This window comes from Kurthia sp. YJT4 (assembly GCF_030219945.1).
Lineage (GTDB): Bacteria > Bacillota > Bacilli > Bacillales_A > Planococcaceae > Kurthia > Kurthia gibsonii.
The window spans coordinates 1,376,781-1,402,828 of the sequence record NZ_CP126689.1; the positions used below are offsets into that span (position 1 = coordinate 1,376,781).

General features: G+C 38.3%; 27 protein-coding genes and 1 other annotated feature. Of the genes, 24 read left to right on the forward strand and 3 right to left on the reverse strand.

Annotated elements, in window-relative coordinates; all coding sequences use genetic code 11:
* The first annotated feature begins 12 nt into the window (after window positions 1-12).
* Window positions 13-2,067: a protease Lon-related BREX system protein BrxL gene (gene brxL, locus QN089_RS06705; RefSeq protein WP_481810430.1), complete on the forward strand. Its 2,055-nt coding sequence runs from the start codon at window positions 13-15 to the stop codon at window positions 2,065-2,067.
* A 74-nt stretch (window positions 2,068-2,141) separates the two neighbouring features.
* Here brxL and proC read toward each other — a convergent pair whose 3' ends face one another.
* A complete protein-coding gene (gene proC, locus QN089_RS06710) occupies window positions 2,142-2,948 on the reverse strand; it encodes a pyrroline-5-carboxylate reductase (RefSeq protein ID WP_121177975.1) in 807 nt (268 codons plus the stop codon).
* A 57-nt stretch (window positions 2,949-3,005) separates the two neighbouring features.
* Window positions 3,006-3,219, reverse strand: a binding site (T-box leader).
* Window positions 3,220-3,344: 125 nt separating this feature from the next.
* Between proC and QN089_RS06715 the strand changes: the two genes are divergently transcribed.
* From QN089_RS06715 to QN089_RS06725, 3 genes are read left to right on the forward strand one after another with little or no spacing between them, the layout of a single operon-like run.
* The gene (locus tag QN089_RS06715; protein ID WP_285216317.1) at window positions 3,345-4,292 is read left to right on the forward strand and encodes an MBL fold metallo-hydrolase; all 948 of its coding nucleotides are present in this window, start codon (window positions 3,345-3,347) and stop codon (window positions 4,290-4,292) included.
* Entirely contained in the window at window positions 4,279-5,013 is a 735-nt protein-coding gene (locus tag QN089_RS06720) for an SDR family NAD(P)-dependent oxidoreductase (RefSeq protein WP_285216318.1), read from the forward strand. The genes QN089_RS06715 and QN089_RS06720 overlap by 14 nt, the downstream gene beginning before the upstream one ends.
* A 54-nt stretch (window positions 5,014-5,067) precedes the next feature.
* On the forward strand, window positions 5,068-5,535 hold the full coding sequence (locus QN089_RS06725; RefSeq protein WP_285216319.1) for a putative periplasmic lipoprotein: 468 nt from the start codon (window positions 5,068-5,070) through the stop codon (window positions 5,533-5,535).
* Between the two features lie 87 nt (window positions 5,536-5,622).
* Here QN089_RS06725 and QN089_RS06730 read toward each other — a convergent pair whose 3' ends face one another.
* Complete coding sequence (locus QN089_RS06730; protein ID WP_285216320.1) at window positions 5,623-6,639, reverse strand: DUF2332 domain-containing protein; 1,017 nt, start codon at window positions 6,637-6,639, stop codon at window positions 5,623-5,625.
* A 109-nt stretch (window positions 6,640-6,748) separates the two neighbouring features.
* Between QN089_RS06730 and QN089_RS06735 the strand changes: the two genes are divergently transcribed.
* The 16 genes from QN089_RS06735 to QN089_RS06810 all read left to right on the forward strand — a co-directional run bounded on the left by QN089_RS06735 (window position 6,749) and on the right by QN089_RS06810 (window position 23,930).
* Entirely contained in the window at window positions 6,749-7,630 is an 882-nt protein-coding gene (locus tag QN089_RS06735; protein ID WP_068453673.1) for a LysR family transcriptional regulator, read from the forward strand.
* A gap of 222 nt (window positions 7,631-7,852) precedes the next feature.
* Window positions 7,853-9,055: an argininosuccinate synthase gene (locus QN089_RS06740; RefSeq protein ID WP_068453671.1), complete on the forward strand. Its 1,203-nt coding sequence runs from the start codon at window positions 7,853-7,855 to the stop codon at window positions 9,053-9,055.
* Window positions 9,055-10,428, forward strand: coding sequence for an argininosuccinate lyase (argH, locus tag QN089_RS06745; protein ID WP_285216321.1), 1,374 nt, complete (start codon window positions 9,055-9,057; stop codon window positions 10,426-10,428). The genes QN089_RS06740 and argH overlap by 1 nt, the downstream gene beginning before the upstream one ends.
* Window positions 10,429-10,683: 255 nt before the next feature.
* Window positions 10,684-11,325: an HAD hydrolase-like protein gene (locus QN089_RS06750; RefSeq protein ID WP_068453668.1), complete on the forward strand. Its 642-nt coding sequence runs from the start codon at window positions 10,684-10,686 to the stop codon at window positions 11,323-11,325.
* 69 nt (window positions 11,326-11,394) lie between these two features.
* Entirely contained in the window at window positions 11,395-12,075 is a 681-nt protein-coding gene (locus QN089_RS06755) for a nuclease-related domain-containing protein (RefSeq protein ID WP_285216322.1), read from the forward strand.
* Between the two features lie 113 nt (window positions 12,076-12,188).
* On the forward strand, window positions 12,189-12,899 hold the full coding sequence (locus tag QN089_RS06760) for a cytochrome c biogenesis CcdA family protein (RefSeq protein ID WP_068453666.1): 711 nt from the start codon (window positions 12,189-12,191) through the stop codon (window positions 12,897-12,899).
* A 56-nt stretch (window positions 12,900-12,955) separates the two neighbouring features.
* Window positions 12,956-13,318, forward strand: a complete 363-nt coding sequence (locus tag QN089_RS06765; RefSeq protein WP_087680471.1) for a response regulator — start codon at window positions 12,956-12,958, stop codon at window positions 13,316-13,318.
* Between the two features lie 23 nt (window positions 13,319-13,341).
* On the forward strand, window positions 13,342-13,854 hold the full coding sequence (locus tag QN089_RS06770; protein WP_068453664.1) for a CcdC family protein: 513 nt from the start codon (window positions 13,342-13,344) through the stop codon (window positions 13,852-13,854).
* 841 nt (window positions 13,855-14,695) lie between these two features.
* Window positions 14,696-16,570, forward strand: a complete 1,875-nt coding sequence (locus tag QN089_RS06775) for a helix-turn-helix domain-containing protein (RefSeq protein ID WP_285216323.1) — start codon at window positions 14,696-14,698, stop codon at window positions 16,568-16,570.
* A gap of 352 nt (window positions 16,571-16,922) precedes the next feature.
* Window positions 16,923-19,097 (forward strand): acetate--CoA ligase family protein, encoded by a 2,175-nt coding sequence (locus QN089_RS06780; RefSeq protein ID WP_121177434.1) that lies wholly within the window; start codon window positions 16,923-16,925, stop codon window positions 19,095-19,097.
* Window positions 19,087-19,533: a MaoC family dehydratase N-terminal domain-containing protein gene (locus QN089_RS06785; RefSeq protein ID WP_285216324.1), complete on the forward strand. Its 447-nt coding sequence runs from the start codon at window positions 19,087-19,089 to the stop codon at window positions 19,531-19,533. The genes QN089_RS06780 and QN089_RS06785 overlap by 11 nt, the downstream gene beginning before the upstream one ends.
* 12 nt (window positions 19,534-19,545) lie before the next feature.
* Complete coding sequence (locus QN089_RS06790; protein ID WP_087680617.1) at window positions 19,546-19,968, forward strand: MaoC/PaaZ C-terminal domain-containing protein; 423 nt, start codon at window positions 19,546-19,548, stop codon at window positions 19,966-19,968.
* On the forward strand, window positions 19,961-21,124 hold the full coding sequence (locus QN089_RS06795; RefSeq protein ID WP_068453651.1) for a thiolase C-terminal domain-containing protein: 1,164 nt from the start codon (window positions 19,961-19,963) through the stop codon (window positions 21,122-21,124). The genes QN089_RS06790 and QN089_RS06795 overlap by 8 nt, the downstream gene beginning before the upstream one ends.
* A gap of 13 nt (window positions 21,125-21,137) precedes the next feature.
* Complete coding sequence (locus tag QN089_RS06800; protein ID WP_068453649.1) at window positions 21,138-21,575, forward strand: Zn-ribbon domain-containing OB-fold protein; 438 nt, start codon at window positions 21,138-21,140, stop codon at window positions 21,573-21,575.
* A 12-nt stretch (window positions 21,576-21,587) separates the two neighbouring features.
* Complete coding sequence (locus QN089_RS06805; protein WP_068453647.1) at window positions 21,588-22,784, forward strand: acyl-CoA dehydrogenase family protein; 1,197 nt, start codon at window positions 21,588-21,590, stop codon at window positions 22,782-22,784.
* 12 nt (window positions 22,785-22,796) lie between these two features.
* Entirely contained in the window at window positions 22,797-23,930 is a 1,134-nt protein-coding gene (locus QN089_RS06810) for an acyl-CoA dehydrogenase family protein (RefSeq protein ID WP_068453645.1), read from the forward strand.
* A gap of 211 nt (window positions 23,931-24,141) precedes the next feature.
* On the opposite strand, the gene QN089_RS06815 is transcribed toward QN089_RS06810, so the two are convergent.
* Window positions 24,142-24,594, reverse strand: coding sequence for a PH domain-containing protein (locus QN089_RS06815; RefSeq protein WP_285216325.1), 453 nt, complete (start codon window positions 24,592-24,594; stop codon window positions 24,142-24,144).
* A 90-nt stretch (window positions 24,595-24,684) separates the two neighbouring features.
* On the opposite strand from QN089_RS06815, the gene QN089_RS06820 reads away from it, so the two are divergent.
* From QN089_RS06820 to QN089_RS06835, 4 genes are read left to right on the forward strand one after another with little or no spacing between them, the layout of a single operon-like run.
* Window positions 24,685-24,891: a DUF1659 domain-containing protein gene (locus QN089_RS06820; protein ID WP_068453643.1), complete on the forward strand. Its 207-nt coding sequence runs from the start codon at window positions 24,685-24,687 to the stop codon at window positions 24,889-24,891.
* Window positions 24,892-24,910: 19 nt separating this feature from the next.
* Entirely contained in the window at window positions 24,911-25,126 is a 216-nt protein-coding gene (locus QN089_RS06825; RefSeq protein WP_087680622.1) for a DUF2922 domain-containing protein, read from the forward strand.
* Window positions 25,127-25,186: 60 nt separating this feature from the next.
* Window positions 25,187-25,321 (forward strand): YvrJ family protein, encoded by a 135-nt coding sequence (locus tag QN089_RS06830; protein WP_087680623.1) that lies wholly within the window; start codon window positions 25,187-25,189, stop codon window positions 25,319-25,321.
* Between the two features lie 58 nt (window positions 25,322-25,379).
* Entirely contained in the window at window positions 25,380-25,976 is a 597-nt protein-coding gene (locus tag QN089_RS06835) for an SCO family protein (protein ID WP_335339050.1), read from the forward strand.
* Window positions 25,977-26,048 lie beyond the last annotated feature (72 nt).

The following is a 26,048-nucleotide window of genomic DNA, read 5'->3' on the forward strand; positions in this document are numbered from 1 at the left end:
GGAGGGATGATATTGGATAACGTACATGAAGTGAATACAATAGAATTAGATCGGAAACTAAATGAAGTTTTTGCAGGGCGCGTCGTGCGTAAAGATTTAACAAAACTCATTAAAGAGGGTGCCAATGTTCCAGTATATGTGTTGGAATATTTACTAGGGATGTATTGTGCTACAGATGATGAAGAGAGTATTCAAGAAGGGATTCATCGTGTCAAAAGTATTCTTTCTGATAATTTTGTTCGTCCTGATGAAGCAGAAAAAATCAAAAGTAAAATTCGAGAGCTTGGTCAATATTCAATTATTGATAAGGTAACAGTACGACTTAACCCAAAACGTGATTTATATGAAGCAGAGTTTTCGAATTTAGGTTTAAAAGAAGTGCCTGTACCAGCATCTTATGTCAAAGAATTTGATAAATTATTAGCTGGTGGTATTTGGTGTATGCTAAAAATTGATTATTTTTTTGATGAAGAACAACGGAATTTAAGTCCATTTAGTATAGCAAATTTAAAACCTATTCAAATGCCGAATATGGATTTGAATGAAATTATCGATGGTCGTAAAGCATTTACAAAAGTGGAATGGATGGATATACTCATTCGTTCAACAGGGATGGAACCAACACAATTAGATGATCGTGCGAAATGGCATCTATTATTACGTTTAGTACCACTTGTAGAAAATAACTATAATATGTGTGAATTAGGACCACGTGGCACAGGTAAATCACATGTGTATAAAGAGATTTCTCCAAATTCTATTTTAGTATCGGGTGGTCAGACGACGGTGGCCAATTTATTTTACAATATGTCTTCTAGAACTGTAGGTTTGGTCGGTATGTGGGATGTTGTAGCATTTGACGAGGTTGCAGGTATAAAGTTTAAAGATAAAGATGGGATTCAAATTATGAAGGATTACATGGCAAGTGGCTCATTTGCACGTGGTAAAGAAGAGAAAACAGCTTCTGCATCTATGGTCTTTGTAGGGAATATTAATCAAAGCGTGGATTCACTCATTAAAACTTCTCATTTATTTGCGCCGTTCCCAGAAGGGATGAATAATGATTCTGCTTTCTTTGATCGTATGCATTACTACCTACCTGGTTGGGAAATCCCTAAAATGCGTCCAGATTTCTTTACGGATCGTTATGGTTTTATTGTAGATTATTTAGCAGAATACTTTAGAGAGATGCGTAAACGTTCTTTTAGTGATGCAATCGATACTTACTTTAAATTAGGAAATAATTTAAACCAACGTGATGTAATTGGTGTAAGAAAGACTGTATCTGGTTTGATGAAGCTACTTTATCCACACAATGAATTCTCGAAAGAAGATGTAGAAGAAGTACTTCAATATGCACTTGAAGGGCGTCGTCGTGTAAAAGAACAATTGAAAAAAATTGGTGGTATGGAGTTTTACGATGTCATGTTCTCATATATTGATAAAGAATCTTTAGAGGAGTTGTATGTATCTATACCAGAACAAGGTGGCGGTAAATTAATTCCCGAAGGTTTAAGTAAGGCGGGGCATGTTTATACGGCTGGTGCTAATGAATCTGGAATGATTGGTATATTTAAGCTAGAAAATCAAGTAGTCTCAGGTTCAGGGAAATTTGAAAAGTCTGGTGTAGGTTCAAATCGTGCTGTTAAAGAGAGTTTAGATACAGCATATCGTTATTTCACAGCTAATAGTAAAAGTATAAGTGTATCCATTGCGATTAAAACCAAAGACTATTTAATGCATATAGCAGACTTACAGGGGATTGGATTAGCACCTCAAGTGTCTGTTGCAGAATTAGTAGGATTATGTTCAGGTGCATTAGAGAGACCTATACAAGAAAGTACAATTATATTAGGGAATATGACAGTTGGCGGAACTATTGAAAAAATCGAAGAATTGCCTAATATACTTCAAGTTTGTGTAGATGCAGGTGCAAAAAAAGTGTTGATACCTGCTTCGTCAGTAGTAGATTTTCAAACAGTACCTTCTGATTTATTAATTAAAGTTCAACCTATTTTCTATGCTGATCCGATTGATGCTGTAATGAAATCATTGGGTGCAATTTAGAGATAGTCATTAAAATAAATAATACACATAATAAAAAGGACTTTAGCACAAATTAATCTGCTAAAGTCCTTTTCTTATTCCGCTGCTAATTCAATCGAGCGTTTTGTAGCTTCATCAATACAAGCTTCAATGGCTTGTTTGAAGTGATGATTTTCAAGTGCTTGAATACCAGCTGCTGTTGTACCACCTGGGCTTGTCACTTTACGACGTAGTTCCGTAGGTTCTTCGTTTGATTGTTTCAGCATCTCAGCAGCACCTGCAATCGTTTGAACAGCGAGTGATCGAATTGTGCCTTGCTCTAGACCGTATTTCATTCCTGCTTGTTCAAATGCCTCGACTAAATAATATAAATAAGCAGGGCCGCTACCTGATAGTGCTGTAATCGCATGAAGTTCTTCCTCTTTCACCTCAATTACGAGTCCAATCGCTTCTAACATCTTTTTAAACGTAGCTTTCAACTCATCCGATACTTCTTCACTAAAAGCCATACCGCTCGCACTCATACCGATTGTTGCCGATGTATTTGGCATGACGCGTACAACAGGGCGGTTACCTAAAACACTTTGAATCGTCTCAATACTCGTACCTGCAACAACGGATAATACGGCTGTATCTTCTCGTAAATACGGGGCTAAATCGTTCATCCCTGCCATCACATCTTTTGGTTTCATCGCTAAAATAACACAATCTGCTTTGGTTAAAATCGCGCGACGGTCTGAAACAACTTGTACACCATAGCTGTTCGCGAGCTTCGCGAGTTTTTCTTCATTCGACTTGTTCATTACATGAATGGCTGGCGGGACTACAACCCCCTCTTTAACCCATCCTTGAATAATTGCTTCTGCCATTGAACCTGCGCCTGCGAATACAATTGTTTGCATACATGTCGCCTCCTCTAAAATAATAAAAATAAAAAAGCATTCTCAATCCTTCTATGAAAAAAGGACGAAAATGCTTGGATTCCGCGGTACCACCTTGTTTTACTCTAAAAATAGAGTACGCTCAGACTCTTTATCGCAGAGTATACGGTTCTGTTTTCAGAACTGCTCAGAAGTAGGTTCTAGCTCATTTTGCCATGTGACTCTCAGCCGGTGATCACACTCTCTTTTCGCAAGGGATGACTGCTATACTATTCTTCATCAATGCATTAGTATATAAAAGTGATTATAGTTTCTTTACAAGAGGTTGTCAACTGTCATTGGTAGATGACAATCATTCAAGATTTCAGTATAATCATATGAATAACCATTCAGTATGAAGTGAGAGGGGATTGTCACATGATAAAAAGAATTGAAACACCAACACCCTTCGCCGTTGGAAGTGTGAATTGCCATTTATTAAAGGGTGATGCATTATCCATTATAGACGTAGGTACAAAAACAGACGAAGCACTTGAGGCGATTCGAGCAGGACTAAAGCAAGAGGGCTATCGTTTAGAAGATATTGAACAAGTAATTTTAACGCATCATCATCCTGATCATATCGGATGGACGGATGCTTTTCCAAATGCTGAAATCATGGGGCATATTTATAATGATGCCTGGTTACGTCGTGATCCTGTATTTATCGATTCGCACTATGATTTTTATATGCATCAACTACAAATTGAAGGTGTGCCTGAAAAATTTTTTGAGTGGCCAAAGCGTATGACGAGACGACCGCATATGATGGGGACAAGACCGCTAACTCGTATTTTAAAAGAAGGCGATGAAGTACCTGGTCATAAAGGGGTGTATGCGATTGAAACATTGGGACATGCGCAGTCACATCTAGCTTATTGGCATGAAGATACAAAACAATTATTAGGTGGCGACTTGTTGATTTCGCATACGGTATCGAATCCACTCATTGAACCACCATTAATGCCGAATAATCCACGTGCGAAATCGCTTCTTCAATATAATGCATCACTGAAAAAAGTATTGGATTTACCTGTAGAAATTGTACACAGTGGGCATGGTGCGCCGATTTTAGATGCACATGCACTGATTGAAGAACGATTGGAACGTCAACATCGACGTGCATTAAAAGTATTACAAATCATTGAGGAATTAGGTCCGATTACAGTTTATGAATTGTCTGCGAAAATTTTCCCAACAAAATATGAAACGGAACTCGGTCTAACATTGTCGCATACAGTTGGACAGGTCGATTATTTACAATCACTCGGTCATATTGTAGAAACGAGTGACGAACGAGGGGTATTACATTATGTCCGCGCCTAAACGAATTTTTATTACAGGTGCAACATCGGGTGTAGGTTATGAAATCGCAAAACAATTAATCCATACATCGCATGAATTATGGCTGACAGGGCGAAACGAAGCGATTTTAAATGAATGGCAACAACAAGGAGCGCATATTATTCCGGCAGATTTAACAGATGACCACCAACGTAAGCACCTCATTCAAAATGTACCAGAAGTGGATGTAGCGATTTTAAATGCAGGTGTTGGCACATTCTCATATGCACAGGAAATGGCCGATGAAGACATAGATGCGATGATTGCACTCAATGTCACAGCACCGATGAAGTTAACAAAAGAGTTACTACCGATTGTAAAAGAGCAGTTCATCTTTATCGGTTCGCAAGCAGGGAAGGTTGCAACACCGAAAGCTTCTGTCTATGCAGCGACAAAATTTGCACTCATTGGTTATACGAATGCATTACGACTGGAACAACCGAATAAAGTGATTACGGTTATTCACCCAGGTCCGATTGATAGTCCGTTTTTAGACCATGCAGATGCGACGAATACATACCGACAAAAGATGGGGAACGTGCTATTATCAGCTGAAGAAGTCGCAAAAAAGACGATTCAAACGATTGGTACGAAAAAAAGAGAATGTAATATCCCGTGGTATATGGGGATCTCGAGTAAACTCTATGCACTTGCACCATCTATTGTCGAAACGATTGGCAAACCTTTTTTTAATAAAAAATAAGTAACATTGCTTTTTATACTCTTTTTGGTAAAATTAAACAAAAGAGGTGTGTACATGAAAAAGTATATGATGCTATGTGTGGCCATTTTATTACTTGTTGCTTGTTCGAACAATACAGAGCTCGGCAGTAATCCACCGAAAGTGACAGTAGAAGTAGACGGAGAAAACTATGAAACAGAACTTGGTTCATATTGCTGGCCAGGTGGTGCAACAGGTAGTGGCAAATGTGCAGATAAAGTAGGTCCTGAAGAACTATTGAACGGAAAACAGCCGATTGTTGTGCAACCAGAAGCCGAACTAGCGATTCAAATAGACTTAAAACGCCAACCAGATGAAGTAGCACTTGAACAAGTGAAAAAAGATCAACCAACACCCGTTTCAAACTTTAAAGATTTACGCTTTACGGCTCCCAAAGAAAAGGGCACGTACTTCTATATTCTTCAAGCAGATTGGGCGAATCAAAAAGAAAAAAACACATCAGATGGCGACGCTTGGTATGCGTTTCATATACGTGTAGAGTGATTGTTTTTTTCGAAGCGGAACCAACATAAACAACCCTCGTATGATTTTGATATCATACGGGGGTTTCTATGTTTTAAATGACTATATTTAATTCTTCCACTTGAACCAGCGCGCGTGGCTCTCCGCTTGGTCGATACGACGAATTTCTTCGATTTGGTGTTCGTGTAAGAAATCTTGGTGTAGTTGTTCATCATATAAATTATTGTAAATATGATAAACAGGGCGTGTTTTACTAATCGCAATAAGTGACTGCATCAAATTCATCTTCGCTTCAGGTGAGAATTGATTCGCTACATATGTGTGGAAGATGACAAGCATCTCTTGTTCAGGTACTTGTGCTGCAATGCGTTGTAATTTCTTCGTTGCATCACCATCCACTAATTGAATTGGTAATTCACGTGTAATATGCACAGCTTGATTGAGTAATTGTAGACGGTCAGTATGTTCAGGCCAAATAAGTGCTTTCAACCAATCTAAATCTTCTTCCTCGTTTACATTCATTGTACGTAAGTCGATACCAATTCGTGTCGCCACTTCAAAAGGTTTGGCAATACTTTTTGGTAAAGATTCTCCGCGATTATCACTTTGTAATGTCAGTGAACTCGTTTGATCGCCAACTGTTGTATCGCCATAACGGAATTGATAATGGTCGATACCGAGCTGTAAACCAGCGCTTGTGCCAACTTCGATGAGTGCGAGCGGTTTTTTATGTTGTTCGAAAATATCACAAAGCATTGGATACAAGTAAGCACAACGTCTTACTTCATTTGTTTGAACTCGTTTTGTTGCAAAAAGATAAGCAAGTTCTTGTGTATGTGTTAAGACAAAATCTTTAAAATGTGGGAACGCTTCCATCGGTGATTGTACAAAATCCGTAAAACGTGGATAAAATGCACGCAGTGGATGTTCTTGTGTCATCAATAAATATTGAACAGAGGCAAAGAGCAAATTCGGAATGGGTTGTTCTTTTGGAATTTGGGCAGCAATGCGCAAAATCGCTTCATCTTGTGCAATCGCATAAGACAATTGTTCATATAATGGACTCGAATTGTGACACTCTTGCTGGGCAAATTGTTCAAAAATCCCTTTCAAATTTCTTGTCATAAGCTTCCCTCCGATTATTTTTACTACTTTTATAGTAAAATAAAAGAATGATTAATAAAATTAAATATATTTAAATATTTTAATTAAAAATAGTAAAGAGGTGTGTGAAGTGGAATATCGTTGGATTGAAACATTTCTCGTTGCAGCCAAGTATAAAAATTTCCGAATGGCATCGGAGCAATTAAACTTATCGCAACCGAGTATTACGGTGCATATTAAACAGTTAGAAGATGCTTTGAATACGACATTATTCAAGCGTGAAAATAATCGCGTAACATTAACAGAGTCGGGGAAATTATTTTTAGTGCAGGCGAAAAAGATGAAGCAGCAGTGGGATGAGAGTTTGCAAACATTTGCTCTGCAACAAAAGGGTGTCATTGAGAAGTGTCAGATTGCCATTACACCGATGATGGTGGAAACGATTTTGCCAAATATTTTATATGAATTTATTAGTACACATCCTGAGTATGAAATTTCGATTACGATTGAAGAGTCGGAGAAGATGGAACAGTTAATAGAAGCAGGAGATATTCAACTAGCGATTGGTTTAGTACAGCCTGGATCAAAACGTGTGCGTAGTCATCTATTTGTGGAGAGCCCATTACAACTCGCCTATCCACTCGATCAATATGACGATGAGACGGGCGTATTTATTGAAGAACATGAATTGTTTCAACAATATCCTCTTTTCACAGGGCATGATCCAACGAACTTTGCTTACATTCAAAAAGAAGTGGCGCGCCATTATCCATCGTGTAAACAAATTCAGTTATCGCATTCATATGCGGTGAAGAAGTTTATTCGTGATGGGTTAGGAATCTCTTTTTTACCAAAACTCATCTTACGAAAAGATATGATGGAGGGAAGGTTGAATATTTACGATTTTCAAAGCTTTCCACTACCGAATGTATCGCTATACTTTCTATATAAAGAATTACGCTCGCTTGAAAAAAGTTTAATAGAAGTGATTGAATCACGTCATTTTGCATAGAAAAATGCAAATATGCATGAATAAACACAAAATATGCATAAAAAGAATAGAGATAAAAAAGTTTGAAAGTCAATGTTTAAAAGGCTTTTAAACCTTTTTTTAAAACAAATACAAAATACATGAAAATACACTTGCATTCATAAAAATACCATGATATGATAAGTGCATAAATATAAAATAAAAACGTATAAACATACACAACGCGAATCGGAGGAAATAAAAATGAAAAAAGTCGTACTCGCTTATTCAGGCGGTTTAGATACATCTGTTGCAATTACATGGTTACAAGAACAAGGTTATGAAGTAGTTGCTTGTTGCTTAGACGTAGGTGAAGGAAAAGATTTAAAACATATTCAAGAAAAAGCATTAAAAGTTGGTGCAGTTGAATCATACGTAATCGATGCAAAAGACGAATTTGCAGAAGATTTTGCATTAATGTCTTTACAAGCACATACATGGTATGAGCAAAAATATCCATTAGTATCAGCACTATCGCGTCCGTTAATCGCGAAAAAATTAGTTGAAATCGCAGAACAAACAGGCGCAACAGCAGTGGCACATGGTTGTACTGGTAAAGGGAATGACCAAGTTCGTTTTGAAGTTGCATTCAACGCTTTAAACCCAGATTTAGAAGTATTAGCACCTGTTCGTGAGTGGGGCTGGAGTCGTGAAGAGGAAATCGAATATGCAAAAGACCGCAATATTCCAATTCCAATCAACTTAGACTCACCATTCTCAATCGACCAAAACTTATGGGGTCGCGCAAATGAATGTGGTATTTTAGAAGATCCATGGGCAAAACCACCAAAAGATGCATATGATTTAACAGTTGAAATTGAAGATGCACCAGACGTAGCAGACGTAATCGAAATCGAGTTTGAACAAGGTGTACCAACAAAATTAGACGGCGTATCATACAAATTAGCAGATATGATTTTAAAATTAAATGAATTAGCTGGTAAACATGGTGTTGGACGTATCGACCACATTGAAAACCGTCTTGTAGGGATTAAATCACGTGAAGTTTATGAAATTCCTGGTGCGCACACACTACTTGTTGCACATAAAGAATTAGAAGATTTAACACTTGTAAAAGAATTAGCGCATTTCAAACCAGTTGTTGAAAAACAATTAACAGAGCTAATCTATAATGGTTTATGGTTCTCACCATTACGTAACTCAATCCAAGCGTTCATTAAAGATACACAACAATATGTAAACGGTACAGTTCGTGTACGTTTATTCAAAGGTCATGCAGTAGTTGAAGGACGTAAATCACCGAACTCACTATATGATGAAAAACTTGCAACTTATACAAAAGACGATGAGTTCAACCACAATTCAGCAGTTGGTTTCATCGAATTATGGGGCCTTCCAACAAAAGTTAATGCAATCGTTAACGGTAAAAAAGTAGGTAAAGCATAATGAGTAGCAAAGCATGGGGCGGTCGTTTTCAAAAATCGGCTGAAGCATGGGTAGACGAATTTGGGGCATCGATTGGTTTCGACCAACAACTAGTTACAGAGGATCTTGAAGGCAGTATCGCTCACGTAACGATGCTTGGTAAATGCGGTATTTTACAAGCAGATGAAGTAGATGCCATCTTAAAAGGTCTACACACATTACAAGAAAAAGCAGAAAATCAAGAGCTTGAATTCAAAGTGGAACACGAAGATATTCATTTAAATCTTGAAAAAATGCTCATCGACTTAATCGGTCCTGTTGGAGGTAAACTCCATACAGGTCGTAGTCGAAATGACCAAGTTGCAACAGATATGCATCTATTCTTAAAGAAGCGTGTCACAGAAGTGATTGCACTGATTAAGAAATTGCAACAAGCGATTGTAGAACAAGCAGAAGCGCATATTGATACAATTGCGCCAGGTTACACGCATTTACAACGTGCACAACCGATCTCATTCGCACATCACTTGATGACGTATTTCTGGATGCTAGAGCGCGATCAACAACGTTTTACGGAATCAATGAAACGTATTGACGTATCGCCACTTGGTGCGGGTGCATTAGCAGGTACAACTTTCCCGATTGATCGTGAATTAAGTGCCGAATTAATGGGTTTCTCAGCTGTATATCAAAATTCAATTGATGCAGTAAGTGATCGTGATTTCATCGTAGAATTCTTATCAAATAGTTCACTGCTAATGGCGCACTTATCACGTTTTGCAGAAGAAATCATCATCTGGTCGACAGATGAGTTTAAATTTATTGAATTAGATGATGCATTCTCAACTGGTTCAAGTATTATGCCACAAAAGAAGAATCCAGATATGGCAGAATTGATTCGTGGTAAAGCAGGACGTACATACGGTAATCTAATGGGGTTATTAACCGTATTAAAAGGTATTCCACTTGCATATAACAAAGATATGCAAGAAGATAAAGAAGGTATGTTTGATACACTTCATACAGTCGTTGGCTCGTTAAAAATCTTTGAAGGCATGGTTCGCACGATGGTTGTCAATGAAGAAGTGTTGCACAAAGCAGTTCATAATGACTTCTCGAACGCGACAGAATTAGCAGATTATCTAGCAACGAAGGGGATGCCATTCCGTGAAGCACATGAAGTAACAGGAAAGTTAGTGTTTACATGTATTCAAAAAGGCATTTATCTACTGGATCTGCCATTAGAGGAGATGCAAAAAGAAAGTACATTGCTTGAAGCAGATGTCTATGATGTATTAGCACCTGTTGCCGCAGTAAAACGTCGTCATTCATTAGGCGGCACAGGCTTTGAACAAGTAACAAAACAAATTCAACACGCCAAAACATTGTTATAAGTAAGACATGGAGCGTCTGTTCACAGAGGGGAACGCGATTCATGGGAAATGTCGCACCATTTCACCAAAAGGGATGCCAGAGGGAGAAACTTTTGCTAGCTCCATCGTGTACAATGTTTTGAAATAGATTGGAAGGTAATTCACAGAGGGGAATGAATTCCAAACGGGACATACATATGTTCCAGAAAAGGCAACTTCCAGAGGGGAGTTGTTTTTTATTATGGTAAAATATGTGTAATGAAAAGGAGTGGTTATATGAGAGGGTATATTTTCGATATGGATGGTACATTGTTTCAAACGAACTTAATTTTAGCACCCGCACTAGAAGAAACTTTTCAAATGTTACGTGACAAAGGGTTATGGGAAGGAGAGACGCCATTAGAACGTTATGAAGCGATTATGGGTGTACCTTTACCAGAAGTATGGAGAACGCTCTGTCCATTACATACGGAATCTCAACACCAAGTAAGTAATGATTTTTTTCAGCATGCATTAATTCGTTGTATTCAGAATCGACAAGGAGCTTTATATGACGGTGTAGAAGATGTGTTGAGTAAATTATCAAAAGTAGATCCGCTATTTATTGCAAGTAACGGTCAAACAGCTTATTTACAAGCCATTGTTGATACGTATCAGTTACAAAGATATTTTCAAGCCGTATACAGTATTGATGTCGAGTCATCAGGGAATAAAGCAGATTTAGTAGCGCGTATTATTCGAGAACAGCAATTGGAAGAAGGAGCTGTTATTGGGGATCGACTTTCAGATTTTGAAGCAGCACACAAAAATCACTTTAAAGCAATTGGTGTAGCATTTGACTTTGCACAGCAGCAGGAATTACATATGGCAGACGAAGTTGTGACAAACTTTAAAGCGTTACCACTTTTATTAAAGTAATATTATTTCAAAAGATTGATTCTGTACATATGTTCGGGGTATGATGAATTTATATAGGAGGACACAGCTATGTTTATCATCTTACTTACCCTCTGCATTTTTAGTAGTCTTATCATACTGTACCATCGACAAAAGCCTTTAGAATCCATCTTTCAAGAAGATGAAGCAGAGGTTGTAACAGCTGAGCAAAGAGGCGAAGAGCTAGAGAATGAAATCGTCGACTTTCTTTCACAGTTACCTGGACAATTTGTTTTATACAAAAACTTTTACATTCCACTTCCACAAAATAAATGGACAGAAATTGATGTATTAATGGTTCATGAAAAAGGTATTTTTGTATTTGAATCAAAAAATTATACAGGGGACATATATGGAACAATTCACGATTCCCATTGGACAAAATCTTTTAGCGAAACGTTCGATCAGCGCTTTTATAGTCCTGTACGTCAAAATGCGACGCATATTCGAGCGTTAACTGCATTAATCGGTTCGGTTAAACCCATTTATTCTGTCATTGTCTTTGGACGTGACGCAGCTGTGCATGTTGATCCAATGCCAGCAGATGACACATATATTTGTAAAATAACGCAATTAGTATTTTTATATGATGTTTTACAAGCACTTCCAAGTCAGATTTTAGTACATGCACTTCAAACTCAACTTGATCCATGGCAACTGACAACAGAGGAAACTAAGCTAGAACATGTGAAAAATATAAAAAGAACCTATGGGAATAAAGCGATTTCCTAGCCAAACTGTGTATAACTCTTTATTATTGAGGTATATGCAGTTTTTAATTGTAAAGTATCAAGAAAATACAATAATTTTTTTAGAATTTGTTTTATAATTGAAGGGAGAGGAATATGAATACAGATTTGAATTTGCTCATTGCGTTTGGAGCAGGGTTTTTAAGTTTCATTTCACCTTGCACATTACCATTGTATCCTGCGTTTCTTTCGTACATAACAGGGGTATCGTTTGGTGATATTAAAAAAGGAAAAGGCTTAATGCAAAAAAAAGCCATTTTACATACATTATTCTTTTTATTTGGTTTTTCATTGATTTTTATTGCGTTAGGCTTTAGTACAACATTTGTTTCCTCTTTATTTAGAGAGTATGACGAAATTATTCGTCAATTCGGTGGTATTTTACTGGTCATTGTTGGTTTAGTCACAGCAGGCATTTTCACACCACAATTTTTAATGAAGGAACGAAAGTTTGAATTAAAGAGTCGACCAGCAGGTTATATTGGTTCAGCGCTTATTGGACTTGTGTTCGCAGCGGGTTGGACACCATGTACAGGACCGATTTTAGCAGGAATCTTTGCGCTTGGCGTATCGAATCCAGATGCAGCCATTTGGTATATGCTGGCATATGTAATTGGTTTCGCACTACCATTTTTCTTCTTATCATTCTTTGTCACACGACTAGGTTGGATTCAGCGAAATGGTCAAAAATTAGTCAAAGTTGGCGGGTACATAATGATTGTACTTGGAATCATTATTTTCTTTAATGCGATGACGATTTTTAATCGCTTATTGTCACCGATTTTTGGCGATTTTATTGGTTTTTAACTAGCTAAAAATAGTGAAAAGTAGTATATTATAAAACGATAAAAGGGGTGGACAGATTGACAACTTTATTAGTAGTAGACGATACCGTTTTTATGCGTGAAACTGTTAAATCACTAGCGGTTGAATGTGGTTTACAAGTTGTCGGAGAGGCTGAGAATGGTCAACAAGCAATTGAACTGTATCGTACATTACAGCCAGATCTTGTTACGATGGACGTAACGATGCCCGTATTATCAGGATTGGATGCTACAAAAGAAATCGTAAATGAATTTCCAAGTGCTAAAATTATTGTCGTAACAGCTCTAGGGCAACAAAAAGTCGTCATTAAAGCACTTGAAAACGGTGCAAAAGATTTTTTGACGAAGCCATTTGATCATGAACAATTTAAACGTATTATTCGTCAAATGATTGTAATTTAGTGTAAAGATAAGGAGAGGGTTATATGTTTAATTCGATTCCTTCTCAATATGTACTAATTGGTTCAACAGTTTTAGTCGTATTCATGGGAACGATGATGATGCTCATTCGAGTAAAATCAGCCAAAAAACCTGCAACAGTCAAAAAAATAATTATTCCGCCGCTTGGTATGGCAACAGGAGCTTTGATGTTTATCTTCCCGTATTTCCGTGTTTCATGGGATCATACTATCACATCTGTTATAGTCGGTATGCTTTGTTCCATTCTATTAATTAAGACGTCTCGTTTTCATATTTTAGATGAGCAAATCTTTTTAAAACCGTCAAAAGCATTTTTCTTTGTATTAATGGGTTTACTTGCTTTCCGTACAATTGCGAAAATCTATTTAGGTGGCGAATTCCACTTAGGTGAATTAGGTGGTCTGTTCTGGATTCTAGCCTTTTCAATGATTCTACCATGGCGCTTAGCGATGCTATGGCAATACAAGCGTTTAGAAAAGAAAATACCGCTACATACATTTGAAAAAGTAGAACAATAAAATAATCGAGTTTTTTCGAGCGAGTTATGTTTCCTTATAGGAAATGTAGCTCGTTTTTTTAATTAAAGGGAATCTGTGCCGTTGAAAGGGACAAATAGCCGCGCGAAAGGGAATCCATCGGTTTGAAAGGGACAAATAGCCGCGCGAAAGGGAATCTATCGGTTTGAAAGGGACAAATAGCCGCGCGAAAGGGAATCTATCGGTTTGAAAGGGACAAATAGCCGCGCGAAAGGGAATCTATCGGTTTGAAAGGGACAAATAGTCGCGCGAAAGGGAATCTATCGGTTTGAAAGGGACAAATAGCCGCGCGAAAGGGAAACGTCGCTGTTGAAAGGGACAAATGCACGCTCGAAAGGGAAACGTCGCTGTTGAAAGGGACAAAATGCCGCGCGAAAGGGAATCCATCGGTTTGAAAGGGACAAATAGTCGCGCGAAAGGGAATCTATCGGTTTGAAAGGGACAAATAGCCGCGCGAAAGGGAAACGTCGCTGTTGAAAGGGACAAAATGCCGCGCGAAAGGGAATCCATCGGTTTGAAAGGGACAAATGCACGCGCGAAAGGGAATCCATCGATTTGAAAGGGACAAAATGCCGCGCGAAAGGGAATCCATCGGTTTGAAAGGGACAAATGCACGCGCGAAAGGGAATCCATCGGTTTGAAAGGGACAAATGCACGCGCGAAAGGGAATCTATCGGTTTGAAAGGGACAAAACTAACCATATAATACATAAAAAATATATTTTATGTATTACATTAGCTATTTATGGTATTTTTATTCTCTTTTATGTAAAATAAAAGAAATGAATGATGAATCACTATGTTAATAAGTTAGGAGGAGCGGTATGGCAGTAAGCGTAACGGAACAAATGGAAGTGGCTGAACGTATTGAAGATTTTTATATTTTATGTGTGTATGAACAATATTCAATGAAGAAACATGTTCAATTTTTACAAAAAGAATTCAATCAATCGAAAATTATTGAATTGCCAGAGGTGTATCATACATTTCATGCAAAATCATTTGTCGTATGGGCAAAAACATATGAACAGAATGAAGCGCTTTTTTATAATATTCGAATGCAGGCTAGAAAAGAGACGGTCATGGAAATTGCAAAGGCGCTTGTGGCATACCATTTCGAAGAACATCCTACACTTGAAAAGAAATTAAAAAATCCAGCTATATTGGATGAAACGATGCATGAATTACAACAATTAATTCAGCAAACAACGTTTTTATCAGATGAGCGTTGGTTAACTTTTTATTATGATTTTAAAAATCAGGTGAAAGATTGGGTCATCGTTAAATTACTCGACCATGTTTCGATTGAGGAATTACGTCAAATGAATGATACCGACCTTAACTATCTATTTTTCGACTTCTTTTCGCAACAACTCGCTGAAAAAGGAGAGTTCATGCAAGTGATGACGGATGCGACGAATGCCTACTTAGAAAAGTGGCTCGAAGAAATTTTATGTGAATTGAAAAAAACAAATCAATTACCTAAAATTCTGCATCATCTACAAGATGAAAAGACAAAAATGGGTGAATTTACAGCACAGTTTACAGTTGAAAATCATTTGTTTGTGATGAACAATCTACCTTATCAACTAGTACGAGAAGCGATTTATAAGAAGAATTTTGAACATCATATTGGTTCACCTTACCCAACGGCTATTGTTTTGAAGGGTAATACAGAAGGGCGTTTTGAAATTAATCCATTCGTACGAGATCATGCTTTGCAATATGCGTGGGAGCAGGTGGGGAAAATTTCAGATATTGATGTTGATGTATTTGATGCGCTATGTAATGTCTTTTTATCGCGTAAACGTCAACCGAATGAGTTAATCAAAGTGACGATTACGGACTTACTTCATTATAGAGGACTAAAACCGAAACGAAGTGGTGACGGTAGACGAGGTGGCTACGACCATAAACAAAAAATCCAAATTATGCAGTCATTATGTAATATTCAAAGCATTCATATGTCATTGACAAAATTACTTAGTTTTGAAAAGGGGACACCCCAATATACAACACTAAAGGGGCGCACCTTCTTATTCAAAGATGCATTAGGACAAGATTTTGCATTATCGCCGCATGAACCTGTAAAAGAAATTTATTTTTCATTGGATGAAGCGTTTGCGCATTATTTAACGGGGGCGGGGCGACAAGTAGCTTTACAACATATGAAGGCGCTACATTACCATCCAACACAACAGTTGCATGAAAAGCGACTCAGTCGTTATTTGAGTTGGCGCTGGCGTACACAGGCACGAAAAGCAGATTATTTAGCGCCGAATGCGATTCGTACATTATTAGATTCGATTGGCATTCCGATGAACGAGCGTTTACCATCGCGTACACGAGAGCGATTAGAAAAAGCACTCGATCAATTGGAAGCAGATGGTGTGATTCAATCTTGGCAATATGAAAAATGGGATGAATCGATTGCAGAATTTAAAGGATGGGCGAAAATATGGTTGGAAACAGGTATTATTATTGAACCACCAGTAGCTATTTTAAAACAGTATGCAACAATTGAACGAAAGACTACTAAAAAAGTAGAAAAGAAAAAAACATTGAAAGAAGTACGGCAACAACGTAATTACTCGTTACTACAGTTGGCAGAAGAACTCCAGTTGTCGATTAGTGAACTAGGTGAGATGGAACGTGGTTTACGCCCATTAACAAAAAAAGTACAAAGTTGGTTAGAGTAAAAGGATTAGCGTTCAATCGCTAATCCTTTTTATTTCTACTTTATGTTATTTTAATTCTCGAAAAGACTTAAATTTTTAGTTCAAGCTAATCCTCTATTCATTTGTTTTCGATGTTTACACATCACGTACGTCGTGATTCACATGTACGAAAAGCGTGGTTGGCTTGTACAACAAAAAAATAATAAAAAATGTAAAACGAGATGGTTCAAGGGTTTGAAGGCTCAATTATAATAAGCCATTTGTATATAAGTATATGAACTTAGTGTGTACGGTACAATCGCGTCAACTTAAGCCTTCGCTACAATAGGTGTAACAGAAATGTCTGTTAATACACATATAGAGGTGATGGAACATGCTCGAAAATCGTCATTACGAAACATTGGCTCCACTGTTTAACCCGAAAGGCATTGCAGTTGTAGGTGCTTCAGAAAGTAAGTACAAAATTGGTTATTTACAAGTACAGGCATTAATTGATGGGAAATTCACAGGTGAGATTTATCCAATTCATCGAACAGCCACTGAAATTGCAGGTTTACGTTGTTATCCATCTGTATCAGAAGTCGAAGGAGAAGTCGATTTAGCGATTCTTTGTACGAGTGCGAATCAAATCGAAGAAGGTATCATCGATTGTGCGAAAAAAGGGGTAAAAGCAGTCATTATTTTCGCAGCTGGATTCTCTGAAACAGGAGAAGAAGGAATTGCACAACAACAACGCTTAGCGATGCTTGCAAGACAGCATGGTATTCGAATTGTTGGACCAAACTGTGTAGGGCTTGTGAACACATCGAATGGTTTAATTGGCACATTCTCACCTGCCATCTTAATGGTTCCAACAGACGGTAAAAAAGGTGTTGGCTATGTATCGCAAAGTGGTGCCTTCGGTGTATTAACGTATATGGCAGCAGCACAGAACGGTATTTTATTTAATTACTTTGTTAGTACAGGAAATGAGATGGAATCTGAATTTGCAGATTTCATTGAATATATGATTCACGATGAACAAACACAAATTATTACAGGCTATATGGAAGGTGCACGTGATCCAAAACGTCTACTTGCTTTAGCAAAAGAAGCGTTAAAACGTAAAAAGCCGATTGTGCTGATGAAAACAGGACGTAGTGAGGCGGGCAGCCAAGCAGCCGCTTCTCATACAGGTTCACTTGCAGGTGCAGATAATATTTATGATGCATTCTTTAGACAGGCGGCAATCGTTCGTGCAGATGATTATGATGATATCATTTCATTCTCTAAATTATTTTTAGCGAATAAATTACCAAAAGGGCGTAATACAGTTATCGTCACAAGTTCGGGTGGTCGTGGAATTAACGAAGCGGATCGTTGTGAAAGTTTAGGGTTACATGTTGTGCCGCTTTCTGAAGAAACAAAAGCGAAAATTCGAGAAGATATTCCGAGTTATGCTAGTGCAACGAACCCGATTGATTTAACAGCAGCAGCTTCCGTAACGAATCCAGAATTATTTTTAGCTCCAATGAAAGCGCTAACAGAGGACCCAGATGTACACAATATTATTTTTACAGAATTTCCACATAATTGGACGAAAGAGATGCCGATTTTACAAGAGTTCATCTCGCTTTGTGAGAAGTCCGATAAATTTGTCTGTGTCACAACATTTGAGATTGAAGGGATGACATATCCACCAGCTACAAAAACATTAGTAGAACATGGTATTCCTGTTATTTCAGGTAGCTTAAATCCGATTCGTGCGCTTTCTAAATTAGTAACATATGCAGAACAATACCGAGGGCAGTTTGATGAAGTAGCAGAGCAAGAAATCTTCTTAAAGCAAGAGATTGATGCACTGATTGCAGGTCAAGAGATGTTGAGCGAGGCGCAAGCGGCAACGGTTCTTCAAGCATACGGTATTCCAACAACGAATCGTGTCATTGCGATGGATGTTGAAGCAGCAAAAGCCGTTTCAGAGCAAATGGGTTATCCGGTAGTAATGAAAGTGGATTCTGCACAAATTCCACATAAGACGGAAGCAGATGCGATTCGCTTAAATCTACAAAATGAAGCAGAAGTACAGCAAGCATTCCATGAAATTATGCAAAATGCGAAAAATTACTGTCCAGAAGCCATCATCAACGGTATTTCAGTTCAAGAGATGCTCGGCGAAGGTGTCGAAATGATTATTGGAGCACAGCGCGACCCGTTATTTGGACCAGTCATCATGGTAGGGCTAGGCGGTATCTTCGTTGAAATCTTCAAAGATGTATCATTCCGCGTAGCACCATTATCACGAAAAGATGCAGTGGATATGTTAGAAGAACTCAAAGGAAAAGCACTATTACATGGCGCTAGAGGTAAGGTGAAAGTAGATACAGAAGCGATTATTGATGTGCTATTACGCGTATCTTCACTTATGATGGATCACGATCAAATTGAAGAATTAGATATTAACCCACTGATTGTTTATGAAAAAGGCGTCAAAGCAGCAGATGCCATGATGGCACTGAAAAAAGTAGAAGAAAATGTAGTGGTAGGAGGGTTAACAGATGTCCAATAAACATTTAATTGGTTTAAAGGGAGAGTCATTTACATTCCATGTCACGCTTGAACATATACAAGCATTTGCACGTGCAATTGGTGATGCGTCACCACTTTATTTCGATGAAAAATATGCTAAAACGACAGCGTATGGTCGCATTACTGCTCCGCCAACCTACCCGATTGCGATTGGGGCAGCAGGTGGCGCCATCGACTTACAACTCGACCAACGACGTATGCTACATGGTGAGCAGGCTTTTATCTATGAACGTCCAATCGTTCCAGGAGATGTTTTAACATGTGATGCAGTCGTTTCAGACGTTTATGAAAAACAAGGTAAAAACGGGACGATGGAATTCATTGTACTTGATACCTATATGTACGATACGACAGACAGATTAGTTGTGACAAGCAGAACGAATATCGTATATCGTGCTGCACAGCAACATGTATAGGAGGAGAAGAAGATGTTGGTATTAGAACAATTACAAGTTGAACAGACAATCGAACCAATCACGAATAAACCGATTACCAATGATCAGTTAGTTGCATATGCACAAGCATCAGGTGACTTAAATCCAATTCATACAGATGAACAAGTGGCTAAAAGTGTCGGATTACCAACGAACATTGCGCATGGTATGTTCGTGATGGGACAGCTCGGTCAGTATGTGAATCAATTAGCAGGTAAAGAGGCGCGCGTGGAAGAATTTCGTATGCGATTTGGTGCGATGACATTCCCACAAGAACAAGTAACTTGTTCAGCCATCGTTGAAAAAATAGAAGGTAAACGCGTCCGCTTGAATGTTTATGCTTCAAAAGGACCGCAAGAAGTTGTTGGAAATGGTACAGCTATTCTCGTATTTGAAGGAGTGCATACACATGAATGAAATGAGAAGTAAGTACGCAATTGTCGGTGTTGGAGAAAGTGAACGTTCAAAAAATTCAGGTACAACGCCGTTACATTTAGCATTGGATGCAGCAAGAGCAGCAATTCAAGATGCAGGAATTGACCCACAAGAAATTGATGGTTTCATGAGTTACTCAGAAGGCGACTCATGTACAGCACACCAAGTAGCAACGTATTTAGGTGTTCGTCCACGCTATGTAAAAGATATTTCAGGCGGTGGTTCGAGTACAGAGCTACTCATCGCAGATGCAGTCAGTCTAATTGAGACAGGACAAGCGAATACCGTTCTTATTTACCGCGCGATGAATGGACGTTCTGGCGTACGTATGGGCGGTGGCGGTTGGAGTACGGATTTATTACAAACAGCTATTGATGGTGGTTCATTCATCATTCCATACGGTGCAGGCAGTCCATCGCAATGGTTCGGGCTTTTCGCACAACGTCATATGCATTTAAACGGAATTCAAAAAGAACATTTAGGACATGTTTGCTTATCGGCTTATGAATATGCACAGCAAAATCCAAAAGCTTTCTTCTATGGTAAACCGCTAACAATGGAAGAATATTTAGCAACACCTGACTTAAGTGATCCATTCAATAAACATGATTTTTGCTTAGAATCAGATGAGGCAAATGCCATCATTGTGACATCAGCAAAACGTGCAAAACAGCTGCAACAAAAACCAGCCTATATTTTGGGGATTGCTGCTAGACAATGTGTATCACACGCACATTACTGGCAAAACGTTGAAGAAGTAGCGGCCGATTATGTCGCAAAAGATTTATACGAAAAAGCAGGCATTACACCAGCTGAAATTCAAGTGGCGAGTATTTATGACTGCTACAGTTGGGTTGTATTACGTCAATTAGAAGCATATGGACTTGCACCGAAAGGACAAATTGGTGAGTTTGTAGCAGCAGGGAATTTAAAAATTGATGGTGCCTTACCAACAAATCTTGCAGGTGGGATGTTAGCAGAAGGTTATACACATGGCATGAACAATGTCCTTGAAATCGTGCGACAAGTTCGCGGTGAATATACAGGAACGAATCGCCAAGCGAAAAATCATGATGTCGGTATTTGTACAGGATGGGCAGGACCAGATATTGCAGGAGCGATGATTTTACACAATTAAGGAGGCGCTTTAGATGACAGAACAAATCAAAGAAACAACCTATACAAAACCAATTCCATTTAAAACAATCGACAATGCACCGTACTGGGATGCAGCAGATGCACATCATCTTGTACTTCAAAAATGTACGGATTGTGGTCAATATGCACATCCACCAGGCCCAGCATGTAGCCATTGTGGTAGTCAAAACGTCATTTGGGAAGATCAAGGGACGGAAATCTTCGGTGAAATTTACTCATATGTTATTTCATATCGTCCATTCTTACCGGGTTACACAATGGAAGATTGTCCACTTGTTATTGCCGTTGTGAAGTTAAAAGAACAAGACATTACCATTATCGGTAATGTACTAAATTGTGAACCAACGGATATCGCAATTGGTAAGCCAGTACAAATGATTTGGGAAACCATTAACGAAGAACGTGCCATTCCACAATGGCAGCTCGTATAAGGAGGGAATTACATGGATTTTTCATTCACACCACAAGAAGAAGCTTTTCGCCAAGAGTTGAGAAGTTGGTTAGAAGCGAATTTACCAGAAGGGTGGCTTGACGGTACATTTGCGATTAATAAAGAAACAAAAGAATATGAACTATTTTTACGCGATTGGCAGCGCAAATTATATGAAGGTGGTTGGGCTGCCATTGCATGGCCTGAAAAGTACGGTGGTCGTAATGCGACGTTAATGGAAGAAATCGTCTACCATCAAGAGATGGTACGCGTCGATGCACCACCACTTGTCAACTATGTAGGAATTCATATGGTTGGACCGACATTAATGCATATTGGTACAGAGGAACAGCGTGAGCGCTATATGAAGAAGATGCTAACAGGTGAGGAAGTATGGTGTCAAGGCTACTCAGAACCGAATGCAGGATCGGACGTTGCCGCAATTCAAACAACGGCTGTCAAAGAAGGCGACAAATGGATTATTAACGGTCAAAAAGTATGGACGAGTTTCGGACATATGGCAGACCAATGTTTCCTTGTAGCACGTACCAATAAATTCGATAAAAAGCATAAAGGGATTACATGTTTCTTACTTGATATGCATCAACCAGGTGTCGAAACTGTGCCGATTATTCAAATGGACGGTCAACATGACTTTAATGAAGTGTATTTAAACAATGCAGTCGCAACAGACGCTCAAATTATCGGTGAAGTAGATGAAGGATGGCGCGTGATTATCGCCCTTCTGATGCACGAACGTACAGGTATTGGCGCACAAGTTTTCACTGTAGAAAAACAATACAATGAATTAGTAGAAGTTGCGAAATCATTACGAGAAGATGGAGAATTCGTCATCGAACAACCACTTGTACAAAAGAACCTTGTCGATTTATATATGAAAACAAAAGGCTCTCTTTTAAACTATTACCGCAATTTAACAAAATCATTAAAAACAGGGCAACCAGGTGCAGAAGGCTCAATGGATAAACTACAAGTGAGTGAATTAACAAAAGAACTACTTGCACAAGCTGTATCACTGCAAGGTCATCCAGGCGTGTTATGGAAAGAAGATGCAGTAGTGGGCAATTCATATTGGCAAGATAATTACTTGTATTCATTCGGTCAAACAATTGGCGGTGGAACGAGTGAAATTCAGAAAAATACCATTGCTGAACGTATTTTAGGCTTACCAAAAGATATGGGACGATAGGAGGGCGACAACATGGACTTTTCATTAAGTGAAGAACAAGAAATGTTTCGAAATTACGCAAAAAAATCATTAGCTGATTTAGAAGGTACACAAATTGCAAGACGCTATGCAGCAGGTGATTGTATCGCCATCCAACAAAGTCATGATTCTTTAGTAGAACTGGGCTGTACAGGATTAAATATCGAAGAAGCGTATGATGGAATGGGACTAGGCGCGCTTGATTTAGTACCCATTTTTGAAGAAGCTGGTGCAGTCTTATTACCTGGACTATTACTTGAAACACAGTCATTCGTTGTGCCGCTCTTACAAAAATTCGGTTCGCAACATCAAAAAGAAACATACTTGCCACGTATTGCTTCAGGTGAAGTGAAGGTATCGATTGCTTGGTTAGAGCCTGAAAGCTCGTACCGTCCAGCAGGTATTCAACTGAGCGCACAACATGGTCAATTAAACGGTACAAAAATAATGGTACCAGATGCAGAATTAGCAGATTATCTAGTTGTCATTGCACGCGTTCAAGAAGGGCGCGATGAAGCAGGCGTTCGCGCAATGATCGTTCCAACAGCGGATGTTGCGATTCAACCACAAGCAAGTATGGATGAAACGCGTCACGTGGCAAATGTTTTCTTCCAAAATGTTGCTTACACAGAAGAACAAGTAATAGGCGATTGGCATGCGATTCAAGAGAGCTTATTATCATTCAATGCCGCACTTTCAGCAATGATTGTAGGAAGTCTTGACAGAATCGTTCATACCGTAACAGAGTATGCAAATATTCGCGAACAATTCGGTCAACCGATTGGACGATTCCAAGCGATTAAACACCGTATTGTCGATATGAAGATGGATTTAGAAACAGCTCGTTCACTTGCACATTATGCAAACTGGGCATACGAAACGAATGCTGAAGATCGTGTACAAGCAGTAGCAGCAGCACGTATTTTCGCGACAGAGGCATTCAATCGTGTAGCTGGGCATAGCGTACAGATTCATGGTGGTATTGGTTTTACAGAAGAATTAGATTGCCATTTATATGTGAAGCGCGCTCGCTTTTATGAACATTATTTAGGTAGTACAGCAGACTATTACGCACAAGCTGCTAAAGCACTTGGTTTAACAGCAGTAGAACAACAAGTAATTGTTTAAGTAAAGGCTTATTCATTGTTTGGATAGAAGCAATGAACGGACGACATATTCGTTTACAAATTTGACAGGTTTGTATTCCTTTCCGAATATGTAAATACACATGGAAACAGGCTGTAACATGAGCATAAGAAAAACTGGAATCACGCTGTGGCGCGGTTCCAGTTTTTCGTTGCGAACGCTAAAAAAGGGGAGTGACATGTTTTGTCCCAATCTATATTTTTAGTTCGTTTTGAATTTGTACTTGTGGCGCACGTTTTTCAAGTTCTTGTAAAAAGATAGTTTGCTGTTCAGGTGAAATTTTAATACTGCCAAGAATCGTTTGACTGTTTAAAATTTCAATCGCTTCTTTCGATGAAAGAATACGGTAGCCCGTCCAGATATTTTTAGTTGCATAAACAGACGTAATCGCGTGATAAGGAATTTTACTGCGAAATGGGCCACCTTTTATGTAGAGTATATCTTCTAAAAATGTATATTGAATTGAAAAAGTAGACCACCATAATAAACCGATTACACTAAATAAAACAATAGCTAAAATCATTAAATCCTGAAGTTGTAATGTAGGATCAAAGAGAATTGGTAAAAGGAATGAAAGCAATAAAATAAGGGATGTAATACTAATAAAACCGATAAAAAATCGGTCTCTTTTTGCGTGGAAAACCAAGTGATACACCTCCTTTTTAAAATATTATACCAAATATTGTCTCCTTTATGAAACCGAGTTCTATGTAGTGGTTGAAAGGAGGTGATTCACATGGCCGCAACATTCAAAAGTGCAAGCTTAAAAATCCAGTATGCAGTAGGAATGGACGGGGATAAGCAATTAAAACAAACCCGTACATTCGGCAACATTCATGAAAATGCGACGACTACAGAAATTGAAGCTGTAAAAAATGCGATTACATCATTATCAGCGTATGCAGTAGTCCAAGCAGAAATCGTCACAACTAAAACAATCTAATTAAAAGGAGGAAAACACAATGAGTAAAGTATTGAAAATGACGTTTAATTTACTACCCAAAGGAACATTCATTGTTGCGGTAGATGGCGTAAAAGCAGACGTAACAGAGACAGAAGTCCGCACAGTGATGGAGTCGATTAAAGCAAGCGGTGTATTTAAGCCAAAAGCAGGTGAAATTGATTCCATTGCAACTGCAGAGATTGTGGAACAAACAACTACACCAGTGATCGCATAAAACAAAAAGGGGCTGTGTCTTTTGGACATGGCTCTTTTTTTATAGAAAGAGGTGAAAAATATGCAAGAATGGATGACATTTATACAGAGTATCGGTTTTCCAGCAGTTGTTGCTTTTTATCTCTTACACCGAGTAGAAGCACGTCTACAAGCGATTCATGATGCTCTTGTTGAATTAATCAAACATTCCTCCTAAGATGATTGCCAGTTGTTGTATGAAATTGTAAGATAGTGAGGGATAAGGGAGTGACATGATGCAAAAATGGAAGATATTAATCGGAATTAGTTGTTTGTGTATATTGCTTGCAGCTTGTGGTAAAACAACAAACTTTAAAGCAGAAAAAGATATTGAAATACAGAATTTCCAGTACACAAATCATGAAAATAAGACGGTTACATTAGATGATTTACAAGGGAAACCATGGCTGGCACTATTCATTTTTACAAGCTGTACAACAGTTTGTCAGCCGATGATGGCGAATATGGCAGATATTCAAGACTCCTTAAAAGAAAAAGGGATTGAAGATTATCGTATCGTCGGATTTAGTGTTGATCCAGAAGTTGATACACCGAAAAAACTAGCAAATTATTTAAAAAATTATGAAGTAGCAGATGAATCGAAGTGGGATTTACTGACAGGCTATACACAGCAAGATATCGAAAAGTTAGCAGTGAAGTCATTTCAAACACTTGTGAAAAAAACAGAGGGTGAAGATCAAGTGACACATGGTACAAGTTTTGCCCTTGTGAATCAACAAGGGCATGTCGTTAAAACATATAGCGGCTTTACAGACGTACCAAAAGATGAAATTGTAGTGGATGTCGAAAGTATCATTCAAGATAGTAAATAGTATCTAAAAAAAGAATAAATAAAGTCAAAAATACCATTTTGTTTTTATTAAATGGTATTTTTTGTCTTTTAA

Excerpts from the sequence above, each read along its gene's own strand:
- proC (WP_121177975.1), bottom strand. The coding sequence starts at position 2,948 with ATGCAAACAATTGTATTCGCAGGCGCAGGTTCAATGGCAGAAGCAATT.
- QN089_RS06715 (WP_285216317.1), top strand. The coding sequence starts at position 3,345 with ATGATAAAAAGAATTGAAACACCAACACCCTTCGCCGTTGGAAGTGTG.
- QN089_RS06720 (WP_285216318.1), top strand. The coding sequence starts at position 4,279 with ATGTCCGCGCCTAAACGAATTTTTATTACAGGTGCAACATCGGGTGTA.
- QN089_RS06725 (WP_285216319.1), top strand. The coding sequence starts at position 5,068 with ATGAAAAAGTATATGATGCTATGTGTGGCCATTTTATTACTTGTTGCT.
- QN089_RS06730 (WP_285216320.1), bottom strand. The coding sequence starts at position 6,639 with ATGACAAGAAATTTGAAAGGGATTTTTGAACAATTTGCCCAGCAAGAG.
- QN089_RS06740 (WP_068453671.1), top strand. The coding sequence starts at position 7,853 with ATGAAAAAAGTCGTACTCGCTTATTCAGGCGGTTTAGATACATCTGTT.
- argH (WP_285216321.1), top strand. The coding sequence starts at position 9,055 with ATGAGTAGCAAAGCATGGGGCGGTCGTTTTCAAAAATCGGCTGAAGCA.
- QN089_RS06750 (WP_068453668.1), top strand. The coding sequence starts at position 10,684 with ATGAGAGGGTATATTTTCGATATGGATGGTACATTGTTTCAAACGAAC.
- QN089_RS06755 (WP_285216322.1), top strand. The coding sequence starts at position 11,395 with ATGTTTATCATCTTACTTACCCTCTGCATTTTTAGTAGTCTTATCATA.
- QN089_RS06760 (WP_068453666.1), top strand. The coding sequence starts at position 12,189 with ATGAATACAGATTTGAATTTGCTCATTGCGTTTGGAGCAGGGTTTTTA.
- QN089_RS06770 (WP_068453664.1), top strand. The coding sequence starts at position 13,342 with ATGTTTAATTCGATTCCTTCTCAATATGTACTAATTGGTTCAACAGTT.
- QN089_RS06775 (WP_285216323.1), top strand. The coding sequence starts at position 14,696 with ATGGCAGTAAGCGTAACGGAACAAATGGAAGTGGCTGAACGTATTGAA.
- QN089_RS06780 (WP_121177434.1), top strand. The coding sequence starts at position 16,923 with ATGCTCGAAAATCGTCATTACGAAACATTGGCTCCACTGTTTAACCCG.
- QN089_RS06785 (WP_285216324.1), top strand. The coding sequence starts at position 19,087 with ATGTCCAATAAACATTTAATTGGTTTAAAGGGAGAGTCATTTACATTC.
- QN089_RS06790 (WP_087680617.1), top strand. The coding sequence starts at position 19,546 with ATGTTGGTATTAGAACAATTACAAGTTGAACAGACAATCGAACCAATC.
- QN089_RS06795 (WP_068453651.1), top strand. The coding sequence starts at position 19,961 with ATGAATGAAATGAGAAGTAAGTACGCAATTGTCGGTGTTGGAGAAAGT.
- QN089_RS06800 (WP_068453649.1), top strand. The coding sequence starts at position 21,138 with ATGACAGAACAAATCAAAGAAACAACCTATACAAAACCAATTCCATTT.
- QN089_RS06805 (WP_068453647.1), top strand. The coding sequence starts at position 21,588 with ATGGATTTTTCATTCACACCACAAGAAGAAGCTTTTCGCCAAGAGTTG.
- QN089_RS06810 (WP_068453645.1), top strand. The coding sequence starts at position 22,797 with ATGGACTTTTCATTAAGTGAAGAACAAGAAATGTTTCGAAATTACGCA.
- QN089_RS06820 (WP_068453643.1), top strand. The coding sequence starts at position 24,685 with ATGGCCGCAACATTCAAAAGTGCAAGCTTAAAAATCCAGTATGCAGTA.
- QN089_RS06825 (WP_087680622.1), top strand. The coding sequence starts at position 24,911 with ATGAGTAAAGTATTGAAAATGACGTTTAATTTACTACCCAAAGGAACA.
- QN089_RS06830 (WP_087680623.1), top strand. The coding sequence starts at position 25,187 with ATGCAAGAATGGATGACATTTATACAGAGTATCGGTTTTCCAGCAGTT.
- QN089_RS06835 (WP_335339050.1), top strand. The coding sequence starts at position 25,380 with ATGCAAAAATGGAAGATATTAATCGGAATTAGTTGTTTGTGTATATTG.